The sequence below is a fragment of the Leptospira brenneri genome (assembly GCF_002812125.1).
Classification (GTDB): Bacteria; Spirochaetota; Leptospiria; order Leptospirales; family Leptospiraceae; genus Leptospira_A; species Leptospira_A brenneri.
Genome location: NZ_NPDQ01000004.1, coordinates 362731 through 381894 on the forward strand (window position 1 = coordinate 362731; position 19164 = coordinate 381894).

Genomic DNA, 19164 nt, shown 5'->3' on the forward strand with positions numbered 1-19164 from the left:
AATCTTAATCTACTCTCCGCGTATCTTCGCGAGATCTTCTTTTCTGCCGACATCTACCCACGGTTCATGCATAGGATAGACAATGATACGGTTTCCAGCTTCCCCCAAACGAGTGAACAAAGTCGGCATGTCACATTTTTGGCCAGCCTCAAGATGATCTAGAGTTTGTGGCTCAAGCGCGTAAATTCCTGCATTAACGTGCGTGCGGTGGATCGGTTTTTCTTCGAAACCGAGGATATCGACACCTTTAATTCGCACGACACCAAAGGGATGCTGCCATTCGTGCATTCTTACGGACATTGTTGCAGCAGCACCATTTTTACAATGAAATTCTAGTAACTCACTGTAACGAATGTCTGTCATGACATCGCCATTTGTCACAATGAATGGAGCAGTTGGTTTTTCCTTGATATATCCCAACGCTCCCGCGGTTCCTAAAGGTGTCTCCTCTCGGACATATTCAATACGGATTCCACGATCAGAACCGTCTTTAAAGTAATCTTCAATCATGTGACCTAGATAAAAAACCGAGATCAGAAAATTACGGAATCCTTCCATCATTGCCTTTTCAATGATATGTTCAAGCATGGGTTTGCCGGCAACAGGTAACATCGGTTTCGGGCAATTCTCAGTATAAGGTCGAAGTCTAACGCCTTTTCCTCCGGCCATAATTACAAATAAGTTTTCCAATTGGTTCGGCTGCAGAATTTCATCCATTACATGCAAACCCAAAACCTTTCGATCCTCATCAACTATTGGAATTTGATGAATTTTGTTTGCCTTCATGAGCTGAAGAACCAATTCCCGACTCATAGAAGGAAGTACAACAAAAGAGTTTGGTTTCATGATCAAATGAACTGGTTGTGACAGATCTAGCCCCTTCAAAAGACCTCGCCTGATATCACCATCAGTGATAGTTCCTAACAATGAATTTGATTCATCAACAACTAACACTACTTGAAGACCAGTTTGATCAAGATTTTGAATTACTTTCTCAATCGAGTCATCCGGACGCAATATAGCTTTTTTCCAATTCATATCAAATTATTCAGGGTGTTATTGAGATAGGTCAAAAAAATTTTTCTTAGTTGAAAGGTTTCCTATTCTACTCTGAACAATTTTAAATATTTTCTCAGAAGCATCACCTTCTCCATAAGGATTTTGAATATCACGTAATAAACTTTTATATTCGTTAGTATAAATTAACTTGAGAGTATTTTCTATTTCATCTTGATTTGGTTGACAATCCAAAACACTCTTAGCTCTTACTCTTCCTTTTTGCCGATCTCCAATATTAATAGTAAATTTCTTTAAAGTTGGAACCTCTAATAATCCACTTGAGGAATTCCCAACCACTGCATCTACAAATCGTATTGTTGAAAAATATTTTAACTGTCCTAATGAAGTAAAGGCTTTCGAATTTTTGCGGCCAGAAACATAAGTATTTATTTTATCAATCAGCCCTCTGCTTCCATTATCAGAATTTGGGAGGGTAAAAATGATATTGATCTCAGGAAATTTATCCAAGGCACTAAGAAGATAATCAAACTGTTCAAGAGACGAGTGCTCTTCCAATGTGACTGGATGGAAAGTAACCAATAAATTTCTTTCGCCAAACCTAAAATCCAGTTCATTTTCTAATTCTTCTTTATTTAAGAATTGAAGATTTTTAATAGCATCAACACCGAGACCACCTACACAAAAAACTGTCTCTGGATTTTCCCCTAACTGTATAACTCGGTTACGATACTCTTCTGTAGCTACAAAGTGAAGATTGGACATTTTAGTGATTGAATGTCTAATTGCATCATCGTATGCACCTTCCGTAATTTCCCCGCCGTGAATGTGTGCAATAGGGATATTGGAGAACAAACAGATGGGAGCAACTGAAAGTAATTCGAATCGATCACCTAGTAAAAAAACCAGATCCGGTTTCAAGTCTTTCAGAGCATCCGAAAGACCAATCATACCTAGTCCAACAGATTTTGCTATAGAAAAGGAAGTATCCGAACTGAGTAACATCTCTACTTTTCGATCAATTAAAAATCCATCTTCTTCTATTTCCTGGTATGTTAAACCAAATTCTGGCGAAAGATGCATACCTGTTGCAATCACTTGAAGCTCGAAAATGGGGGAAGTCTGGATCAACTTCATCAATCGTTTGAGTAATCCGTATTCGGCCCTAGTCCCTGTCACAAAGCAGATTTTTTGTTTTAACATAAATTACTAGATTATAAAAAAACTAAAAATAAATTTATTAATTTTCTAAATCTCAATCAAGTCATCTTCACGAAAATCTTTTACTGCTATCTTCCCAATCACTTCATTCCATCTCATGGGGGATATACCATTTCCAGGTCTTTTCGTTGTAATATTTTGTTCACTAAAGACCTCACCTTTTCCAATGTTCTCTTTAGCAACAATTGACTTTCGAGCAATAGACATATTTCTTATTTCAGAAGGAAAAGGTCTTTTGATACCATCCCCGAATGCTTCTTCGATGTTTCGGATCCCTCTAACCAAATTATTCAATTCTTGGGGTTCTAAACTTGCTTTGTGATCTGGTCCCGGTAATGATTTATCCAGAGTGAAGTGTTTTTCAATGATGGTAGCACCAAGCGAAACTGCTGCTAAAGAAATTTCTATACCTTCCGTATGATCTGAATACCCGACTCTCAAGCCTAGGGCAACACGAATGGATTCCATTGCTCTTAAGTTAACTTCCGCTAAAGGTGCCGGATATTCCGTCGTGCAATGAAGGACTGTTATATTCTCACGAAGAGTTCCTTGTTCCTCCAAAACAGTTAATGCCGCTTCGATTTCTCCTAATGTCGACATACCAGTTGAAAGTATAACTTCCTGCTTTAGAGAACCGATCTTCTTTAGAAATGGATAATTGGTAATTTCTCCACTTGGTATTTTCCAAAGTTTTATACCCAGTTGTTTTAATAACTCAACACTAGGAAAATCAAAAGCGGTTGATAAGAACTGTATATTATTTTCTTTGCAAACTTTCATGAGATGTAGGTGCATCTCAAAATTTAACTCCAATTTCTTTAACATGGAGAGCTGCGATCCGTCTTCATTCATGTTAGCCTTTTGGTATTCCGCCCTTCCTGCTGTTTTAGAAGAAATTGCATTTGCCTGAAAAGTTTGAAACTTAACAAAGTCAGCACCCGCTTCTGCGGCAACCCGAATGAGACTTTCGGCGATTTTGATATCCCCGTTATGATTAACTCCGGCCTCAGCTATGATAATTGTTTTTGTTTTCATTTCACTAACTGGTTTGCCTTGATGAATGATCCATTTGGAATTTTTACTCCTTGGACAATAACAGCACCGCTTCCGATAAAAACGTTGTCTCCAATCATTACATTTCCATTTATAATAGCACCAGTTGATATATGACAAAATCGCCCAATTTGAACTTCATGTTCAACTAAAGCATGATCATTAATAATCGTAAAATCTCCAATTTGGGATTCAGCCTGGATTGTCGCTTGATGCATGACAGTAATGCCTTTCCCAATCGAGGAATAATAAGATATATTCGCAATTGGTGAAATAATATTAGGCAATTTAACATTTAGATCAAGTAACTGAGTAGCTAGCTTTTTTCGAATTGTATTTGATTGGATTTGCCCAACAGTTATATGAAAGTTCTGAACCTTTTTCGATAATTCTAATAAATTTGAATCATCGCCAATTACCTCTACATCTAGAACCAAACTTCCGGCGGGCAAATGCGAATCTACAATTCCAATAATTTCAAATTTACCTTCTTTACGGATGACATCAATCACAGCCTTGCAGTGACCTCCCCCTCCGACAAGAACTATCCCTTCCATTTCACTCCACTTGGAATATTCACTAATCGATCAGAAAGATACCTTGAGTTCTCCAATGAATCAGAAATACAATTTTGATACATTGGTAGGGTATTCAGAAGATTCCAAGCAGGACGTGTCATAACCTTTGCTTCGTTTGTTTCTTTTAAAAATTGATCTCTATCCTTTCTATTTTGAAATTCCACGGTATTTAACCAATAATTAGAAGTAGTATTTGGAATTTCATTTTTGAAGTTTTCATTTCTATTTTTAAAGAATTGAATGTACTTTGCTGCAAGATTTCGCTTTTCAGTTATAAATTGACCTAGTTGTTCCAACTGAGCACAGGCAAGGGCGGCATTTAAATTCGGCATCCGATAATTAAAACCTAATTCATCATGCGAATACTCCCAAGGATGAGAAAGTTTTGCAGTAGTAGTAATATGTTTCAAACGTTTACTCAACTGTTCATCATCGGTCACGACAACCCCACCACCTCCACAAGTCACAGTTTTATTTCCATTGAAACTAAAGATACCTAACTTGCAAAAAGTACCAGTATGTTTATCTTTTACAAAACTTCCTAATGATTCTGCTGCATCTTCAATAATTGGTAAATGAAAACGATCGGCAATTTTCTTTAGTTCTTCAATTCGACCTGGATTCCCAAAAGTATGCATTGGAACAATTGCTTTAACTTTTTTTCCTGATCTCTTATTGACTAGATGACCACTTTTGAAATCACAATTATTTTCTAAAAAAAAACCAACAGCCGCAGGAGATAAACTCATAGAATCCTTGTCCACGTCCAAAAAAACCGGATCTGCTCCCGTATACTTAATTGCATTGGCCGTTGCTACAAAACTTAGTGCTTGAGTAATCACCTCATCACCATCTGAAATACCTAAAGAATATAATCCTATGTGCAATGCTGAAGTTCCATTGACTGTTGCCACAGCATATTTTGTCCCAACAACCGATTTCATCATATCTTCAAAACGATCTACGTACGCGCCTACAGAAGATACAAATGTGGAACGAATCGTATCAGTCACATACTCTATCTCATTTCCTCTAAATACAGGAGCATGAAGAGGAATAAACTCACCAGGCTCAGTAGAGTAATGATCTTTGACAAAATCTAAAAATTCTTTTATCATTAGATATTATAGATATCTGCTTTGTATCGAGAGTTATTTATTGGATCTAAAAACCACTCAATAGTATTCTCTAAACCCTTCCGAAAACCATCTTTACCGCCAAACTTTGGTTTCCAATCTAGAAGAAGTTTTGCCTTTTCATTCGCTGCCCATAGTCGCTCTACTTCGCTTTTTTCTGGGCGAAGTCTTTGATCTTCCGTAACACAAGTAACCTTACGATTCATAATCTCTGCAATTAAATTCACCGTATCTCCAATCGAAATCTCAAAGTTACTTCCTACGTTTATAACTTCCCCATTGACCCGATCTCCAGAATTCATAGCTTGAATAAAACCAGAAACAGTGTCCTTAACATAGTTAAAGTCTCTAGTTGGATGAAGAGAGCCTAATTTGATTGAGTCATTACCTCTTGCTATTTGCGATATGATGGTTGGTATGACCGCACGAGCAGACTGCCGAGGTCCATATGTGTTAAATGGTCGAAGAATTGTTACGGGGGTATTGAAAGAAGAGTAGAAAGAATATGCAATTTGATCAGCGCCAATTTTACTTGCTGAATAAGGAGATTGACCCTTTAACGGATGTTCCTCTGTGATCGGAACAAATTGAGCTGTTCCATAGACTTCGCTAGTTGATGTATGTATAACTTTCCGAACGTTTAAATCTTTTGCAGCTTGCACTACATTTAACGTACCCTTTACATTTGTATCAATATAGGTATCAGGAGAATGATAAGAATAAGGTATAGCTATCAAAGCTGCTAAATGCAAAACTACATCACAACCTTTCATTGCCTGCCGCACTCCATTTGGGTCCCGAATATCTCCAGCGAATACCTCAAATTTTCCCTTTACATCCAAAGAGCACGAATCCAACCAACCCCAAGAATTAAATGAATTGTATAAAACAAAGGCTTTGGTATCATACCCTTGCCTAACTAGTTCTTCTGTTAAATGAGAGCCGATAAATCCGTCGGCACCGGTGACTAAAACTCTATTCATCTTTTAAATTTAAAACGGTCTCCGTAAACGTTTCCTGCTCCTTTATAAATAACAAAAACGATCTCTTAAATTAATTCCAAGTTCATTCATTTTGAAGTTATCATTATCGAAAAACGAACAAATTTTCGTTTCAAACTTTCTCATTAAAGTTATCTTTAGAAATCCTTCCCAAATCCCTTCTGCTCTACGATTTTACCGTCTTCTAATCGAACAATCATGTCGCAATTTTCTACTGTAGAAAGTCTATGCGCAATCATCAATATTGTTAACTCTGCACCTAAGCCATCAATAGAATCCATTACAGCCTTTTCGGTCTCATTATCTAGTGCACTCGTTGCTTCATCAAAAACAATAACGGAAGCCTTCTTATACAAAGCCCTGGCTATGCCAATTCTTTGCCTTTGACCACCAGATAATCTAATTCCCCTCTCACCAACAATGGTATTGTAACCATGCTTTAGAGACTCGATATGTTCGGAGATTTGAGCTTTCCTTGCCGCCTCTTGAACCCGACTCAAATCAATCTCCTCAGCAGGAATTCCAAAAGCTATATTTTCTGAAATAGTACTATCCGATAAATAAATAGATTGAGGAACATGAGCAATATTCTTTTGCCAACTACCTACGTTTGTTGATTGAACAACTTGACCATCAACAAGAAACTCCCCGCTAGTCGGTGGTAAAAGTCCCATAATTATATCAACTAAAGTACTTTTACCACTACCGGTTTTTCCAATAAATCCAACCCTTTTCCCTTTTTCGATGTTTAATGAAATATTCTCAATAACAAGAGGCAAGTCTTCAGCATACCGAAAAGAAATATTTTTTAGAACTATCGATGAATCTAAGTTAATAACATACGGAGATACACTATTACTTGAATTATCAAATTCACTAATATGAAAAGGTTGATCGAGTAATTGAATTACATCGGAAAGCGTAGATTTTCCAATTTTTAAATATGCCCAAGCAGTGTACGATTGCTGTAAAATTGGCAACAATCTCTGAGCCCCCATTGCCAGGGAACCTAATAGCGGAATAATGCTTAAAAGACTATCGGAGGATTTACTTAGCTGATAGGCAAAAATCGCCATCACCATTATACCAATTGCTTCAACACTATACCTTGGACTACTACTTGTAAATTGACTATTTCCAAGGGCTCTTCGATAAGGAATATCTGCTTTCGAATAAAGATTTAAATAAAACTTTTGAGTTCCATCAAGAATAACATCTCGGATAGCACCTAAACCTTCTTGTAATGACTTCTGCAAAATGGTTTGGCTATGGGCGGCAATTTGACCATCCCGCAATAATTTTTTCTTTGCTTGAAGTGCAATGATTAAATAAATCAGCCCAAACAAAGTGAATGCGACAGTTGTTACGATAGGATCAAGTGCCACTAAACCTATCGAAATAATCACTAATAACAAAATTGAAGATACTAATGTTAAAAGCGGCTGCAGTACATAAGCAACTACTCCATTTGCTTTCGCAGTAATTCCACTGATTACATCGGCGCTATTTCGAGAAACATGAAGTGAATACGGTTGGTAAAGTGTTCTTCTATAGATTTCAATACTTATATCCGCTCCTACGGCATACGATAAACGCGAACTAAGAAAAAGTAACCCTAAGCGGAACCCTCCAGATACGAACGCACCTAAAGTAAAAAATATAGTAACAGGAAGAAGAATTTGATTTGAACTAGTAATACCAAAAAATATCCAAACCACTTGAAATGTTTCGATTTCAAATACCTTATCCGGAGAAATCAAAACTCCCAGAAAAGGGATGATAGCTCCAAGACTTAAGACTTCTGCAAAAGCTGTCATAATAATTAGAATTAGAACAAAAAGATATTGAATTTTTCTTCTCTTGGAGATCATTTTCCAGAGTTTTTTGTATTCGTCCGAAACTTTCTTCACCTATACTACTCTCTCCCAATCTCCGCCACCGAAGAACCCAACCACATTTTCAGCAGCTTCTCTCTCCATATCTTCTCTACAATCATTCGAACAAGATCCCATATGTTGAGTCAGTATTACATTTTCCAATTCACACAATGGTCCCTTGTAGGGTTCTTCTTCAAACACATCCATCGCCGCAGAAGAAATCAAATTTTCATTTAATGCCTTGTATAAATCATATTCATTTACAATTCCACCCCGAGCAGTGTTTACTAAAACTGCATTTGGCTTCATTAGTAACATTTTTTTATAATTTAGTAGATTTTTAGTCTCACTTGTTAGAGGTATATGAATGCTAATGGCATCCGATGTTTTTAATAAAGTTTCTAAGTCAACTTGAGTTACTTTTGAGGAATTCCAGTTTTTACCTAAATTATCATTCACCTTTTGTATATTAGAAGCAACGCCATTCAATATAGATATCGATTCCGTCTGATCAATAAGGTCACAGACTAAAATTTCTTTTGGTAAGTATCCTAATAAATGAGATGCAACGCGTTTTCCAATCCGACCGAAACCAACGATACCAATCGTAGAGCCGCCGATTCTTTCACCATAAGGCCGAGTCCATTTTCCGGATCGAATCTCGCGATCCGAATAAGTCACCTTTCGCAAAGCATCAACAATCAAACTAAGAGCTAGTTCAGAAACAGCGGGAGAAACAGCATCTGGGGTATAAGCCACTGCAATACCTTTATCGCGACAAAGATCCAAAGGAACACTATCTAGGCCTACTCCCACTCGAGAAATTAATTTCAAAGTTTTGGTAGCGTTTACGAGAGAAGTTAAATCTTCTGTTCCGGCAATCAATGCATCAAAATCCTTAGCCGCTTCAGCTACTTCTGCCGGCTTCATCTTACGACCAAGAGGATTGATCACCACTTCATACCCGTTTGACTCCAGTACTTCGAGAGCCTTTGGACTAGTGCGGCAAAATGGAAAAGTAGAAACAAAAACTTTTTGCATATAGTTGAATTTTTAATAATAGAAGATTTGCGTTATTTATTTTGGAGGGAATGGTAAATCCAATTAGTTACGTTGTTTTTCTAAAAAATCTTGATAAGCTCGCGTAACACCTTCTTTCAATTCTACCTCATGTTTCCAACCCATTCGATGGAGTTTTGAAACATCTAGCAGTTTTCTAGGCGTTCCATCTGGCTTTGTTAAATCAAAGGTAAGATTTCCAGTATAACCAACGACAGTTTTCACTGTTTCTGCTAATTCTCTGATACTCACTTCAATTCCGGATCCAACATTAACATGTTCCCCGCCCTTTGGATCACCTTTCACATCGTAATTCTGCATCAAAAACAGACATGCTCGTGCCATATCTTCAGAATACAAAAATTCTCTTAAAGGATTGCCCGTTCCCCAAATCACAACTTCAGAAAGATTTTGCGCTTTAGCTTCATGAAATCTACGAATAAGAGCAGGTAACACATGCGAGTTCTCCGGGTGGTAGTTGTCCCCTGGGCCATAGAGGTTTGTTGGCATCACAGAAATATAATCAGTTCCATATTGACGATTATAAGACTGACACATAACGATACCCGCAATTTTTGCGACCGCATATGGTTCGTTTGTTGGCTCTAACTTTCCTTCTAATAATTGTCCTTCATCCATTGGTTGTTTTGCAAATTTAGGATAAATACAAGAAGATCCTAAAAAACATAGTTTTTTAACACCATATCGATAAGAAGCATCAATAATATTATTTTGGATTTGTAGATTTGAAAAAATAAATTCGGCTGGGTAAGTATTATTTGCATGAATCCCACCTACTTTTGCAGCAGCAAGAAAAACGTAATCGGGTTTTTCTGATTCAAAAAAATGAATTACATCCCTTTGATTTGCCAAATCCATCTCACTATGAGTCCGGCCAATAACATTCAAAAACCCAGCTTGGTTTAATACTTTCACCAAAGCAGATCCAACGAGTCCGCGGTGTCCCGCAACATATATTTTCGAATTTTTATCCATTGATTAACGATCTGACTCTTCTTTTAAATTCACTAACAAAAAATAATAACAAAGCTTCAACCTAATTCCTCAGCTATCTCACCTAACTTTTCCACTTCGGCCTTAAGAGCTTCGTATTCTCTTTTTTTGATTTCATAAAAATGTAAGGTGATCCTTGCTTTCTCCTCTATCCCTTGTGGTGTTAGTAAATATGTATAAGAAAGTTTATTTTTATTATTTCGAAAGTTATTCATTTTGATTAGGCCCTTATCTAAAAAGGCTTTCAAAATATAATTCACCTTACCTAAACTCAGACCCAGTACATCAGAGGCATCCCTTTGGGATAAATGAGGATTTTCCTCAAGCAATTGCAAAAGCTTGAGATGGTGGTCATTATATTGAAAGTCTTCTTTCATAAAGGAAAGGATCCCCTCTGGGGTAGGGAAATAGAACCAGGCATAGCTTCGCCCCCTGAGTCCCATTGATTTTACAAAATGTGTTCAGTCTTTGAACGAAGTAAAGAAAATTTTGTTCAATTTTTGAACAAAAAACCCCAAGAGACAAAAAGGCGGTTTAAAATCCTTAAAACTCATTACCCTAACAAGAAATTGACGCCAAAAAATACTTCAAATGAGGATCTGGGTTTCTATAATGATGGTCGCAAAATTGGGATTCATTTTTTTCTGCCACAAATGGAATCGGTTATGAGGAAAAATTCTTTTTGATTTATCAAATCAGATCTTCTTGAAGAAAGAAGCACAGAACAAAAAATATAGGACATCTCTCACTCTTATCTTTAGATTTTGTTTGGATGGAAATATTGAGTAAACATAAGAAGTTAACTCTACAACCATTTAGCATAAAAAAACATCCTTACTTAGAATCTCTCGAAAATCTAAGATACTTAGCTCTAGTCCTGAAGATTACTACATAAAAAGAAACCAAGCAGTCTAATTCGGTTGAGCTTTCCTCTCAGTTTCCAATTGACTTCGTATCGAGGAAAAGAATAATCATTCGGAATGAAACTCCAGAAAAAAACTCTTCTTTACGACTTCCTCATTAAATTAGTAAGTTTCACAAAGGGTTTAATTTTCCACTCCGTTGAAGAAAATTTCACAGACAGTTCTGAATCTTTAGAAACACCTTACCCTTCTGCTCTACTCTGCAATCATGTTTCGGAGGCGGACATCGTTTCCCTTTCCTTCGTTTACCCAAGACTCAAACCAAAAATCAAAATGATCATTCCCGCAAGAGAAGACATTTTAAAACCTGGATTTTTACAAAAAGAATTTAGGACAAAAGGAATTCTTAAATGGATTTTTAAATTCGTAGATGCTACAAAAATTATACCCATTCTATTGAGTTATATTGGCGCCTCGCCTATCAAACGTCCCTTTCGAGACAATGCCAGAGAATTGATTAAAAAGGGAGAACTTCGTGAAATGGTTGATAGTGAATGGACAGAGCTTGTTGCCAGGATCAAACGAGGCCGAAACTTATTTATGTTTCCCGAAGGAACCTATAATCACGATGGATTTTTGAACCAAATCAAACGTGGGGCCTACTACATTAAGTCGAAAATAGATACACTTCATTTTAATAGTTTTACCCTCACTTATGATCACCTCTCATACAAAAAAACAAAACTCTATATCAAATACGGGAAACCATTTCAATTCAGTTCCGATTTAACCGCCGACCAAGTCGTACGCCTTGTGGGAGATAAATTAGGGAAAAATTATACAGTCACCGTTGGAAACCTGACTTCCTTTGTCTTATTGAAGTTTGGAAAAGAAACGGAAATCAAATACTCACAGATTCTGGAACTTGTTTTAAAATTCAAAAGACAAATGGAATCTTCCTTTCCCGAAATCACCATCGCGTCCGAACTGCGGAAAGAAAATTTCCAAACTCAATTAGAATCTATTTTTTTTAACCTGAAACAATTCAAACTAATTGATTGGGAAGAAAAAACGATCCGAACCAAGGAAATCTTATACCATTTACCAAAATCACTTCACAATTTGAAAAAATCAAATATTGCCATGTACCACAGAAACCAACTCACAGCCCACTTCCCTAACTTAGAAGAAATATGGAATGGAATTTTTAACAACCAAGGAGTCACTAATGAAATCACTTAAACCGATTCGGATCATTCTGTTTTTTAGTTTATTTTTTGTTGGATGCGGAACCATTTCTCGTGGCTGTGCAAAATACTTTGGTTATGATGAAGTATGTGTTGATGGAGTGAAATACATCCAATTCACTTCCGGTGCCAGCGTGAAATACAATCCGGATGGATCAGTTGCGACCTGTCGCTAAAGCAAATAGTTGATGTTGCTAAGGATTTTAAATCCATTACCGGTTCTTTGCAACTTCCCAAAGTAAAATAGATCCGGCACAGGAAACATTAAGCGAGTTTATAACACCTAACATGGGAATGTTGACAATAGAATCACAAAGGGATTGGAGATGAACACTCATTCCCTTGGCTTCGTTTCCCAAAATGATCAAAATAGGTGCACTTAAAACTTGGTTTTTTAAAGATAGGGAACCATTGGAATCAGTTCCGATCACTCGGAGTCCCGTTTTTTCCTTTATTTTCTTAAGAAAATTTTCCAAAACAGAAAGAGATTCCACAAAAATTAGTTTTGTATGAAATACGCTGCCTAGACTTGCTCGAATCACTTTTGGATCATAAACATCAATCGAATGGCCTAAAACAAAAACAACATCTACATGGAAGGCATCGGCCGACCGTAAAATCGAACCAAAATTTCCCAAATCACTCGGCCGATCAAATAACAAATAAAACGGTTTCTCGAAAGTCGGAAGGTCCTGGATCTTGTGCGTGCGAATTTTTGCAGTCACAATTAATTCTGAAGGATTTTCTTTTTCCGATAACTCTGTATACAAATCAGAGGAAACCTCAATTTGTTTCGCTGTATGATATTGATCTAAGAGAGACTCTGCCCAGTGCGATAATCTCACACCTTCCCTAAACAAAATTCGAGTGATCTCCCAACGAGCCTCGACCAGTTGTTTGATCCCTTCTGTTCCCTCAACAAAGACCTCTTTTTCTTGACTTCGTTTGGATCGATTGGTTCTTAAAGAATGCAGAATTTGAAATTCTGCATTCTTTACACTAATCTTAAGAACTCGTTTACTCACCATAACAATCGCTAAATGGTTACGGCTAGTCTAGTTCCTTGGTCGATAGCTCTTTTTGCATCTAATTCGGAAGCAAGGTCAGCTCCCCCAATTAAATGGACAGGGATATTTGCTTTTTGTAATGGTTCGAGTAAGGCCCGGTTGGAATCTTGGCCTGCACAAACGACAACAGTGTCACAAGGAATTTTTTTTGTTTCCCCTTTCACCTCGATCAAAATCCCATCAGCCTCAATGGATTTATAAGTAACACCGGAAATTTGTTTTACGTTTCGATCTTCTAATGATGTTTTATGAATCCATCCCGTTGTTTTACCGAGTGTAGCGCCAAATTTACTATTGGATCGTTTTAACATTGTGACTTCTCTATCGGACTTAGGAGTGTCTTTGGTTCCGAGTCCTCCGTCCTGAGTGATCTTTTGGTTGATTCCCCATTCTTTTAAATAGTTTTCTTTTGTGAAAGGATGACCTGCATCTGTTAATAATAAACTCACATCAAATCCAATCCCACCGGCTCCCATGACCACGGCACGTTTTCCAACCGGTTTCCCTTTAAGAACTACATCCACATAACTAAGAACATTTGCACCATGGATTCCTGGAATCTCTGGTGTTCGTGGTGTGACACCAGTTGCCAAGACTACTTCATCAAATCCTTGTTGAATGAGATCTTCTGCTGAAACAAAAGTATTAAGTTTAAGTTCGACCCCATGTTTTTTCACCATTTCTCCAAAATAACGAATGGTTTCTTTAAACTCTTCTTTACCTGGGATTCGCCTTGCAATGTTCAATTGACCACCAAGCTCCGCTTGCCCATCAAATAAAGTTACAGAATGTCCTCTTTCTGCAAGGGTTGTAGAACAAGCCATTCCACCAGGGCCAGCACCTACTACGGCCACTTTTTTGGGTTTATCCGTTTTCGTAATGATAAGATCTGTTTCATGACAAGCTCTTGGGTTCACGAGACAACTACATATTTTTCCTTGAAAGATATGATCAAGACAAGCTTGGTTACAAGCAATACAAGTATTGATTTCTTGTGACTTTCCAGCCGCTGCTTTGTTTACAAAAAAAGAATCAGCAAGGAAGGGTCTTGCCATAGAAACCAAATCCGCATCACCGGCAGCAAGAACAGACTCTGCAATTTCTGGAGTATTAATCCTATTGGAAGTCACAAGAGGGATATTCACATGTCCTTTTACTTTTGCTGTAACCCAAGTAAAAGAAGCACGAGGAACCATCATCGCAATGGTCGGAATCCTTGCTTCATGCCAACCAATGCCTGTATTGATAATGGTGGCGCCGGCTTTTTCAATTTCTTTGGCTAGGATAAGAACTTCATCAATGTTTCCACCATCCTCAACGAGATCCAACATGGACAAACGGTAGATGATAATAAAGTCAGCTCCAACACGTTTTCTAACTGCTTTGATAATCTCGATAGGAAACTTAATTCTATTTTCAAAACTTCCACCCCAATCGTCAGTTCTGTTGTTCGTTCGTTTGGCAATGAACTGGTTGATGAGATATCCCTCACTTCCCATAATTTCTACCCCGTCATAACCGGCTAACTTCGCAAGTTCTGAACAACGGGCAAAGTCTTCAATGGTTTGCAGGATTTCTTCTTCGGTGAGAGGATGTGGTTTAAACATATTGATCGGAGCTCTGAGATTGGATGCTCCCACAATTTTATCGTGGTAACCATACCTTCCTGTATGAAGGATTTGCATGGCAATTTTTCCACCTTCTTTATGAACCGCATCCGTTACCACTCTGTGGTGTTTTGCCTCTTCTTCTGTATCCATTACCCCGCCACCTCGGGAAACTCGACCTGCGGCATTGGGAGCAATTCCTCCAGTCACAATGAGGGCAACTCCGCCTTTGGCTCTTTCGCCGTAGAAAGCGGCCATTCGTTCATACCCGTTTGGAGCTTCTTCCAAACCTGTGTGCATAGAGCCCATAATGGTTCTATTTCTGAGTGTCGTGAATCCTAGAGATAAAGGGGACAGAAGATTGGGATAAGATGTCATATGCTACAAGAATAGAAAATGGAAGAATTTGGCAAGATTTACTTGCAATTCAATCACGAACCTATATAACAATCCCCTGTGGCAATTGTGACTGAGACTAAAAATAAAAAGAATGCAATCCTCTTTGTTGACGATGAATCCATCATCCTACTGAGTATGAAGTCACAAGTCAGACAACATTTCGGAGAAAAATATAAATACCTTACTGCAGAAAATGCGAAAGAAGCATGGGACCTTCTCCAAGAATTGGAAGAAGAAGGAAACTCTGTTTCTATTGTGATTTCGGATTGGTCTATGCCAGGTATGAACGGAGATGAATTTTTAAGAAAGGTGCATCATACCTATCCAGAAATCGAGAAGGTAATTGTAACAGGATTTGCCGATCAAAAGTCAGTAGAAGATTTAAACTCCGAAATCGGTCCCATTACCTGTTTAAAAAAACCATGGGACGAAGAAGAACTCATTAGTACAATCGCAAGTGCAATGCAAACCTAAGCATTTTTAGGAAGATAAATAAAGAAGATCGTTTCACCCGGAACAGAAGACAATTCAATTCGGCCACCGTGCCGCTTTATAATTTTGTTTACGATATCAAGGCCAAGTCCACTCCCTTCTCCCGGTGGTTTGGTAGTAAAAAATGGTTCAAAGATTTTTGATTGGATCTCTTTTGGAATCCCTGGGCCAGAATCTTTTAAAGCCACAAGAATCTCACTAGGACAATCCTTCACCGTAATTTCTAGGTTACCAACAAAAGACATGGCTTGCAATGAATTATAAATTAAATTTGTCCAAACATGTAAAAGATCTTCCGGATAACAATGAATTGGTTCTACTGGTTCAAAATTTTTAATTAAACTAATTCCACGTTTTAGTTGATTTTGATAAATCGTAAGTACTGTTTCGATTGTTTCAGGGATGGAGGCCAGATTCTTTTGGCCCGAAGCATCAAACCTAGAAAAGTTTTTTAAGGCGTACATGATTTTCGAAATTCGATCAACCGCTAACTGAATCGAACGAGTATTCCGCCTAAACTGAATTTCCAAAGATAAATAATCTAAAAAAACTTTTATATAATGAGACTGAAACAATGGCAAGTGACTCGGATCAATTTCTCCAATTCCTAAATCCACCCAGATGTCGGCGAGTTCCTCAGAAAGTGCTGGCGGAAATCCATTCTCGATAAAGAGTTCTTTATTTTTCTTTTTACGAAGCCTTTCTTCTTTACCAGTATAAAATTCAATGGGTTGGTCCAAATTGGAAAGGATGGTTTTTAATATCTTTTGTTCCTGAATCGGAACAGATAAAATTGCTTCTCGAAAGAGTTGCGAAGCAAGCCCATACCTTTTTTGCCAGTCCAACATATTCTGATTGGATGCTTTGACTGCACCAATGGGATTATTGATTTCGTGGGCAATTCCAGCGATCAACTGACCCAGGGCTGCAAGTTTTTCAGATTGAATGAGTTGTTCTTGGGTTCGTTTTAAATTTTCAAACGCCATTTCCAATTCCAACTTCTGCTTTTCGATGAGTCGATTTTTATCTCGAATCTCAGAGTTGATCATTCGCAACTCTTCCACTTCTTTCAGCGGACTCAAATCAAAAATACTATAAGCAATCGAGTTCGTTTCTTTATAAAGGAAACGTTTGATGGATACGAGAGCAGGAAAAAGATCTCCGTTTTTCTTTTTACAAACGATTTCGATGGAACCTGCAAGATGAACTCCAATTTTTTCTCGAATTTGTTTGAGTGATCTTGTCGTTAGAAGGTTTCGAATCTTTAAATTAGGTGTGTCCTCAAGTTCATATCCAAACAACCTTTGAAAGGCAAAGTTAGAATCCTTGGCATTCAAACCGTTTTCGTTAAATATCAAAAATGCTTCTGTTGAAAACTGATAAAAAGTTTCAAATCTTTCATCGGATTTACGAAGAGCTTCTTCACTTAGTTTAATATCCGTTACATCAAGAAGCGTCCCCATCAGTAATAGCGGTTTACCATCTTTCGACCGAGACAATTTCCCGATTGCCTCTACCCAATGGAGTGTACCATCCGTATGATTAATGCGATTCCGAACCCGATAGGCAGAACGGCTTAAATCAGCTAGTAGTAACTCAGTCTCAGAAGCTAACAAATCCCAATCCTCTTTATACGTTAACTCCATAAATTTTTCTTCCGTGACCGCGAAGTTTGCCCCAGGAAAACCATAAATACTAAAAGTTTGCGGAGACCAATAGATGGTTCTGGTTTGGAGATCCCAACTCCAAATTCCCATCTTTGCTGCGTCAAGGGCCATCACAAGCCTTGATTCAGATTCTTTTAAAGCGATACTTGCCTCCATTTGTTTGGTGCGGTTGATCATAGCACCAAGCATCCTATAGGCAACTCCATCATTATCGAATAAAAATCTCCCATTATCTTCAATATAAACGTAGTGATCTGATTTAGTTTTATAACGATATTCGGCCGAAAAATTTTCTTGGTTTTCTAACGAATCTTGAAACAACTTTAAAGTAGTTTCTCTATCCTCAGGATGAATGGAATCAAGCCACTCCAAAAAACCTACTTTTTGAAATTCATCAGCCGAGTATCCTGTGATTTCTTGAATCGCCCCACCCCAAAGGTTCTCTCCCGTTCGAATGTCCATATCATAAACCATACTTAACGAAAGTTCGGTGATCATACGATATTTTGATTCGTTATATTCTAATGTTTTTTGTTTTAAAACATTTTCCGTAATATCAGTAATGAGGAAAACAAGGAAGGATACCTCCCCCTGTTTATTGAATACGGGAGATCCGTTGATGGATAAGTATTTTTTATTACCTAATGAATCCTCAATGGCATGGCGAATGTCCGTTACAGGTTTTTTTGTTTTCAGAACAATATCAAATGGCCGATCCTCATCTTTCCAAAAATCCCCATCCAGAGAAGTATTTCTCCAAGCAGGGGAATCATAAGTTCTAGAAAGGATATCGTTTAGTTTGACACCGAGAACTGACTCAGAAGCAGGATTGGCATAACGAACCTGCCCAGAAGGATTGAGAATCATCATGGCAGTCGAGCTGACATTCATGATGGTTGTCAATAGTTCGGTTTCGACAAATGTTTCGTCTGCAGAGAGACGACTGACTGGTTTATCGTCTCCCTGTCCTTCTCCTTTTGAAAACGGGGAATTCACCTTTATGTAGACTTATTTTTTCAAAGAATCCAATTTTCCTGCTTCGATTTTTTGGTAAACGGGCAGGATGAAAAACAAAAACCGATCCAAGATTTGAATGAAGCGAAACAAAAAGGATGGATACACTTCTTTTGCATCGGAAAGAATTCCACGAACCACTTTTTTTGCCACGGTTTCTGGCGATTGGCTTGGGAAGGGAACTGGAACTTTGTTTCCAGCAGCATCAAAGAACTTTGTTCTCGTTGCAATTGGATACACAACCATCGCGCGATTTCCTGGTTTTAATTCATAACGGAAGGCATCGATAAAAGAACGAACCGCTGCTTTTGTGGAAGAATACTGAGCATACCCAGGCAAAGGCAAATGACTCATAGCAGAAGCCGTCACAATAAACAAAAATGGATCTTTTCTTGTATGATTGAGTGTGATCAATGTATACAGAGGTGAAAATACATTCGTACGATAGATATTATCAATTCTGTCCCAGTCTGGATTTTTGATCACCTCGTAATAAGCAAAACCAGCATTGGCATAAAATATATCAATTCCACCTAATTTTTTATCAGCATCTTTTAATAATTTATCCAGATTTTCTTTTTTGGATACGTCGCATTTATAAGGGATTACGTTCGGATGTACGAGAATGTTTTTTTCATTCAAATCACATGCGAGAATTTTTACACCCTCGTGCTTTAACAATTGCAATACGGTTTCTTTTCCGATTCCAGATCCTGCACCAGTAATCACGACTTTTTTATTTTTTAGTTCCATATGGCTGAAACCTAAACTAGAGAGATTCAGAATAAAGTTCTTTTTAATAAGACATCTAACTTTTTTAGAACATTTCTATAAAAAATCTTTACTAAGCAT

Annotated in this window: 17 protein-coding genes; 3 read left to right on the top strand and 14 right to left on the bottom strand. The window is 37.7% G+C overall.

All coding sequences use genetic code 11. The features are described from left to right. Positions 1–9: 9 nt before the first annotated feature. From CH361_RS10895 to CH361_RS10940, 10 genes are all read right to left on the bottom strand, one after another. Positions 10–1038 carry a nucleotidyltransferase family protein gene (locus CH361_RS10895; protein WP_100790833.1) on the bottom strand — a complete coding sequence of 343 codons (1029 nt, stop codon included), beginning with the start codon at positions 1036–1038 and terminating at the stop codon, positions 10–12. A gap of 18 nt (positions 1039–1056) precedes the next feature. Continuing rightward, the gene (neuC, locus tag CH361_RS10900) at positions 1057–2220 is read right to left on the bottom strand and encodes a UDP-N-acetylglucosamine 2-epimerase (RefSeq protein WP_100790834.1); all 1164 of its coding nucleotides are present in this window, start codon (positions 2218–2220) and stop codon (positions 1057–1059) included. A gap of 45 nt (positions 2221–2265) precedes the next feature. Then, a complete protein-coding gene (gene neuB, locus CH361_RS10905) occupies positions 2266–3273 on the bottom strand; it encodes an N-acetylneuraminate synthase (protein ID WP_100790835.1) in 1008 nt (335 codons plus the stop codon). Further along, complete coding sequence (locus tag CH361_RS10910) at positions 3270–3848, bottom strand: NeuD/PglB/VioB family sugar acetyltransferase (RefSeq protein WP_100790836.1); 579 nt, start codon at positions 3846–3848, stop codon at positions 3270–3272. Before CH361_RS10910 ends, neuB begins: the two co-directional genes overlap by 4 nt. Continuing rightward, positions 3836–4987 (bottom strand): LegC family aminotransferase, encoded by a 1152-nt coding sequence (locus CH361_RS10915; RefSeq protein WP_208861425.1) that lies wholly within the window; start codon positions 4985–4987, stop codon positions 3836–3838. Before CH361_RS10915 ends, CH361_RS10910 begins: the two co-directional genes overlap by 13 nt. Beyond that, positions 4987–5988, bottom strand: coding sequence for an NAD-dependent 4,6-dehydratase LegB (locus CH361_RS10920; protein WP_100790837.1), 1002 nt, complete (start codon positions 5986–5988; stop codon positions 4987–4989). Before CH361_RS10920 ends, CH361_RS10915 begins: the two co-directional genes overlap by 1 nt. A 155-nt stretch (positions 5989–6143) precedes the next feature. Beyond that, entirely contained in the window at positions 6144–7877 is a 1734-nt protein-coding gene (locus tag CH361_RS10925; RefSeq protein WP_100790964.1) for an ABC transporter ATP-binding protein, read from the bottom strand. 39 nt (positions 7878–7916) lie between these two features. Beyond that, on the bottom strand, positions 7917–8924 hold the full coding sequence (locus CH361_RS10930; protein WP_100790838.1) for a phosphoglycerate dehydrogenase: 1008 nt from the start codon (positions 8922–8924) through the stop codon (positions 7917–7919). 63 nt (positions 8925–8987) lie between these two features. Beyond that, positions 8988–9938, bottom strand: coding sequence for a GDP-L-fucose synthase (gene fcl, locus CH361_RS10935; RefSeq protein WP_100790839.1), 951 nt, complete (start codon positions 9936–9938; stop codon positions 8988–8990). A gap of 56 nt (positions 9939–9994) precedes the next feature. Continuing rightward, positions 9995–10333: a MarR family EPS-associated transcriptional regulator gene (locus tag CH361_RS10940; RefSeq protein WP_100790840.1), complete on the bottom strand. Its 339-nt coding sequence runs from the start codon at positions 10331–10333 to the stop codon at positions 9995–9997. Positions 10334–10936: 603 nt separating this feature from the next. Here CH361_RS10940 and CH361_RS10950 point away from each other — a divergent pair. Both CH361_RS10950 and CH361_RS10955 read left to right on the top strand, forming a co-directional pair. Then, complete coding sequence (locus tag CH361_RS10950; protein ID WP_100790842.1) at positions 10937–12061, top strand: lysophospholipid acyltransferase family protein; 1125 nt, start codon at positions 10937–10939, stop codon at positions 12059–12061. Next, the gene (locus tag CH361_RS10955) at positions 12048–12242 is read left to right on the top strand and encodes a hypothetical protein (protein ID WP_100790843.1); all 195 of its coding nucleotides are present in this window, start codon (positions 12048–12050) and stop codon (positions 12240–12242) included. Before CH361_RS10950 ends, CH361_RS10955 begins: the two co-directional genes overlap by 14 nt. A 36-nt stretch (positions 12243–12278) precedes the next feature. Here CH361_RS10955 and CH361_RS10960 read toward each other — a convergent pair whose 3' ends face one another. Further along, on the bottom strand, positions 12279–13094 hold the full coding sequence (locus CH361_RS10960) for a TrmH family RNA methyltransferase (protein ID WP_100790844.1): 816 nt from the start codon (positions 13092–13094) through the stop codon (positions 12279–12281). A gap of 8 nt (positions 13095–13102) precedes the next feature. Next, entirely contained in the window at positions 13103–15118 is a 2016-nt protein-coding gene (locus tag CH361_RS10965; RefSeq protein WP_100790845.1) for an NADPH-dependent 2,4-dienoyl-CoA reductase, read from the bottom strand. A gap of 78 nt (positions 15119–15196) precedes the next feature. Here CH361_RS10965 and CH361_RS10970 point away from each other — a divergent pair, with 78 nt between their 5' ends. Next, positions 15197–15613 carry a response regulator gene (locus CH361_RS10970; RefSeq protein ID WP_100790846.1) on the top strand — a complete coding sequence of 139 codons (417 nt, stop codon included), beginning with the start codon at positions 15197–15199 and terminating at the stop codon, positions 15611–15613. On the opposite strand, the gene CH361_RS10975 is transcribed toward CH361_RS10970, so the two are convergent. Both CH361_RS10975 and CH361_RS10980 read right to left on the bottom strand, forming a co-directional pair. Further along, a complete protein-coding gene (locus tag CH361_RS10975) occupies positions 15610–18189 on the bottom strand; it encodes a PAS domain S-box protein (RefSeq protein WP_425268680.1) in 2580 nt (859 codons plus the stop codon). The genes CH361_RS10970 and CH361_RS10975 overlap by 4 nt on opposite strands. Positions 18190–18306: 117 nt before the next feature. After that, on the bottom strand, positions 18307–19065 hold the full coding sequence (locus CH361_RS10980; RefSeq protein ID WP_100790848.1) for an SDR family NAD(P)-dependent oxidoreductase: 759 nt from the start codon (positions 19063–19065) through the stop codon (positions 18307–18309). Between the last annotated feature and the right edge of the window lie 99 nt (positions 19066–19164).